The sequence below is a fragment of the Moorena sp. SIO3H5 genome (assembly GCF_010692395.1).
Classification (GTDB): domain Bacteria; phylum Cyanobacteriota; class Cyanobacteriia; order Cyanobacteriales; family Coleofasciculaceae; genus Moorena.
Map to the genome: position 1 here is coordinate 1 of NZ_JAAHHS010000560.1, position 3,918 is coordinate 3,918.

Below are 3,918 nucleotides of genomic sequence, written 5' to 3' on the forward strand. Positions count from 1 at the left end.
TCTGAGTGCTGATACCGAGTTGCATTCAAAGATAGTAGATTCCTTGGATAAGGAGATAGGGACATAGGGAGATAGGGAGATGGGAACCCACCCCTAACCCCTCCCAGGAGGGGAATATGGGGAGATGGGGAGATTAGGGGAAGAGAAAGTTGTACGTTTGACAGCAACTTGGTATGAGTGCTGAGTGCTGAGTGTTGATCCGGTAACCCAAAAATTTTGGGTAATTGCGCCCCTAGAGACGCGCGCCGAACGAGAGTGGTGCCTTAATGGTGGATCGGTCTCGCGCAAAAAGGTTAAAACTTGATAATTAAGGCGACCCTCTCTTACGGTAACTTTAAATCCTTATAGGACGGCTTTGAATTTGCCTAAGGCGCTACCGACTAAGAATTTGACCTCAAAACTTTGCTGGGTTAGACGGTTGGGTTTTCCCGTGCAAGCTCCTAGAAAAAGCATACCCAACGCAGTGCTCAGATGAATTAGGCGCTGATAATTCAATAATTTAGTATTCATAATATCGAATTTTTAGTTGAGATGTAAACATAGGATTGATTAAAAAAGGTAACAGGGAATCGGGAATTGGGAATCGGGAATTGGGAATCGGGAATTGGGAATTGGGAATTGGGAATCGGGAATCGGGAATCGGGAATCGGGATGCTAGGATTTTTTGGTGTTATCATAAATCACCATAAAATCTTATAATATTATTATTTATTCTGGAATAATTAATGCTAAATCACGACTTTATATAAAAATTAGCCATATACAAATTACTTATGTAACCATTTATTTTTGAAATAGTCTCATCTTCTGTTAAAGTCAAATAGGTCGCCACCAATCACTAATGACCAATTACTATAGCGGTTTATAGCCTAATCAGGTACACAGGATTTTTGCCCTGTTCCCTGTTCCCTGTTCCCTGTTCCCTAAAATCCTAGAATATGTACCTCACCCAATTAAAAAATGCTATAATTACAAATCACTGATGATCAATAATGTCAAAGTAATTTACCATCCCCTTGTACAGCATAAGTTAAGCTTGATGCGTCAGGGTGGAACGAGTACAGCCAAATTTCGTAAACTCCTTAAAGAAGTTGGGTTATTGTTGGCATACGAGGTCACACGGGATTTGCCCCTGAAGTATGAACCAATCAATACACCAATCGCGCCGATGCTAGCGCCGATGCTGGCTTCAGAAAAGAAGATGGTGATTGTCTCGATTATGCGAGCCGGACAGGGTTTGTTAGATGGTATTCTAGAACTCATCCCATCCTCTCGTGTCGGTCATATCGGTTTGTATCGTGACCCCCATACCTTTGTGCCCATCGAATATTATTTCAAACTCCCCGATGATATGACTCAGCGAGATGTGTTGGTGGTTGATCCGATGTTAGCTACAGGTAATACTGCCGTTGCTGCTGTTGACCGACTCAAAGAAGTTAGCCCGAAGTCAATAAAGTTTCTGTGCTTATTAGCAGCACAGCAAGGGCTTGACTATTTCCAACAGCACCATCCAGATGTAGTGATTTACACGGCGGCTATTGATCAAGAATTAGATCACCATGGCTATATTGTTCCAGGACTTGGGGATGCAGGCGATCGCTTGTATGGTACGAAGTAATATACTATAGCGCTACGGGCAAAAGGCAAAAGGCAAAAGGCAAAAGGCAAAAGATTGTAGGGTGGGCAAAAACAATTTGGTTCCAATCAGTATTAATGATTAGATGACTTTGCCCACCCTACTTTAGCTGACAGCTGTTCGCGCACGCGTGAGCTTTTAGCTCACTATTTGTGAGTTTAAGCATCGCGCTATGGGAAAAATAACTATATCCCACTCAAACCGAACTGACATCAGCAACCAGGGTCAAGTTGATGAATCAAACTATTCAGCGATGGTATTTACTCGGCCATCTTTTACTCTCCACTGTCCTTATCCCCAACATCGCCACCGCCCAAATCAGCAGTGATGGCACTTTATCCACTACGGTGACTAGTGATGATGGAGTGAATTTCTTAATTGAATCTGGGGTACGTAGTTCAGATCATTTGTTTCATAGCTTCTCGGAATTTTCTGTACCCAGCAACGGGTCAGCATTTTTTAACAATGCTGGGGATATTGTCAATATCTTTAGCCGTGTCACGGGAGGGAATATTTCTAACATTGACGGCTTAATTCGTGCTAATGGTAACGCTAATTTATTTCTGATTAATCCCGCTGGAATTATCTTTGGTAACAATGCTTCGTTGAATATAGGTGGTTCATTTTTCGCTACTACTGCCGAGAGTGTAGTGTTTGGAAATGGGATTGAATTTAGTGCAACTGAACCAAACCAAGCGCCGTTATTAACGATTAATATTACCCCTGGTTTACAGATGGGAACAAATCCGGGAAATATTACAGTAAATGGTCCAGGACAGACCCTCAATGGCAGTATTTTCGCACCTTTCGATCGCAGTAATCTGGGGTCGCAATTACAGGTTGAACCGGGCAATACCTTAGCCTTGGTAGGAGGAGACATTAGCCTCAGGGGTGGTTTGCTTTCCGCAGAAGGGGGACAAATCGAAATGGCAGCAGTAGGGAGCAACAATTCTAGGGCGATGGTGGAATTAACACCAGTAGGATCCGGCTGGGATCTGGACTTGAGTCAAGTATCAAATAATGGGAATATTCAATTAACTGAAAGCGCCCTCCTTGATACCAGTGGCGACACCGCTGGCTCGATCCGATTGAGGGGAGCAACGATTACCGTAGGAGATAACTCCAGCATACTAACTCAGAATGAAGGAACTCAGAATGCTGGTGATACCATACTTCATGGTACTGAAACTGTCACTATTGGAGATAATGACGCCAACGGCAGTATCAATACCTTTGTGGCTAACCTCAGCATATCCAGTGGTGACGGGGGAGATCTAGATATTATTACCAACAATTTAAACGTATTTGGGGGAGCAAATGTATTGATCAACGCCTTTGGGCAAGGTACCCCAGGAAATATCAACATCGTTGCTTCTGAATCGGTAGTAGTCATGGGTTTTACCCCTGGTAATCCCACGAATTTCCCGAGTAGGATAAGTTCTTTGACATTCAGCGAAAAAAACGCAGGAGATATTACCATCTCCACTAATCAATTGAGATTAGCTATAGCAGACATTCTCGCTTTTACTCGCGGCGACGGTAATGGGGGTAATATAACCCTCAATGCTACGGAATCGATCGAGATAGTGGGTTTAATTTCAGGTGTCAACCAGGAGGCCGTAGTTAGTGTTTCCTCTTTAGGTAAAGGTAATGGGGGTACTGTGGAGGTAAATACAGCCAGATTGCGGCTCGCCGATGGTGGAGTAATTGTTGGTGCTGGTTTTAGTTCTGGTAATGCTGGTCGTATTACTATCAATGCTTCGGAGTCGGTAACCTTACTTGATACCCTCACAACTCGTTCTACCAACACTCTAATTGCCACTACTGTACCACGTCCTAGTGTTGGATTCCAAGGAGGATTTGGAGTACCTCCCATCCCCACTGCTAATGCTGGCGAAATCACGATTAACACTTCCGAGTTAACTCTCTCAGGGGATCCCGATAGCAAAGAGGCCGAAATTAGGGTCAGAAATCGAGGATTTGGTGATGGGGGAGAATTATTTATTAAGGCTGATACCATCAAGCTCAATTATGGCGCTAGTATCACCGCTTCCACCTTCGATGGGGAGAAAGGCAATATTAACCTCGATATCAAAAACGATTTAATATTGCGTAATGGCAGCACCATCACTGCGGAAGCTGATAACGATGGCGATGGCGGTAATATTACCATTGAGTCCGGTGTAGTGGATCTGATTGAAGGTAGCTTAATCAACGCTAATGCTAATCGAGGCAATGGTGGAAATATTTCCATTACTACCGAAGGGTTATTTGTATTTCCT

Annotated in this window: 3 protein-coding genes; 2 read left to right on the forward strand and 1 reads right to left on the reverse strand. The window is 43.5% G+C overall.

Annotated features, from left to right (window positions below; translation table 11 throughout):
• Window positions 1-506 precede the first annotated feature (506 nt).
• Complete coding sequence (locus F6K52_RS33490; RefSeq protein ID WP_293089008.1) at window positions 507-677, reverse strand: hypothetical protein; 171 nt, start codon at window positions 675-677, stop codon at window positions 507-509.
• 305 nt (window positions 678-982) lie between these two features.
• On the opposite strand from F6K52_RS33490, the gene upp reads away from it, so the two are divergent.
• Both upp and F6K52_RS33500 read left to right on the forward strand, forming a co-directional pair.
• Window positions 983-1,618, forward strand: coding sequence for a uracil phosphoribosyltransferase (upp, locus tag F6K52_RS33495; protein ID WP_293089010.1), 636 nt, complete (start codon window positions 983-985; stop codon window positions 1,616-1,618).
• A gap of 251 nt (window positions 1,619-1,869) precedes the next feature.
• Window positions 1,870-3,918 (forward strand): filamentous hemagglutinin N-terminal domain-containing protein (locus F6K52_RS33500; protein WP_293089012.1); only part of this gene is annotated, 2,049 nt, incomplete at its 3' end.

Bases quoted from the DNA above. Each gene is read 5' to 3' on its own strand.
- F6K52_RS33490 (WP_293089008.1), bottom strand. From the start codon at position 677: ATGATAACACCAAAAAATCCTAGCATCCCGATTCCCGATTCCCGATTC.
- upp (WP_293089010.1), top strand. From the start codon at position 983: ATGATCAATAATGTCAAAGTAATTTACCATCCCCTTGTACAGCATAAG.